The sequence below is a fragment of the Streptococcus suis genome (assembly GCF_002964045.1).
Classification (GTDB): domain Bacteria; phylum Bacillota; class Bacilli; order Lactobacillales; family Streptococcaceae; genus Streptococcus; species Streptococcus suis_U.
The window spans coordinates 1-290 of record NZ_POPB01000116.1; the positions used below are offsets into that span (position 1 = coordinate 1).

General features: G+C 39.7%; 1 protein-coding gene. It reads left to right on the forward strand.

Features of this window, described 5'->3' with window-relative positions; genetic code table 11:
- A partial coding sequence (locus C1E99_RS00505) for a methylenetetrahydrofolate reductase (protein ID WP_193441769.1) occupies positions 1 to 290 on the forward strand: 290 nt, incomplete at both ends.

Below are 290 nucleotides of genomic sequence, written 5' to 3' on the forward strand. Positions count from 1 at the left end.
CCGATCTCATATTCCAACTATCGCACATTTGCCAGCTGCTTACTTGACAAAAGAAAAGGTCCGATCCGTTCTTCATTCTCTCGATGAAATTGGTGTGCATCAGATTTTAGCACTTCGTGGCGATATTATTGAAGATCTTCCCCCTAAAGAGGACTTCCAGTATGCAACTGACTTGATTTCCTTTATCAAGGAAGAAGCTCCACATTTTGACATTATTGGAGCCTGTTATCCAGAAGTACATCCAGAATCACCAAATTCTGTCTCAGACATCAAAAATTTGAAAAAGAAAG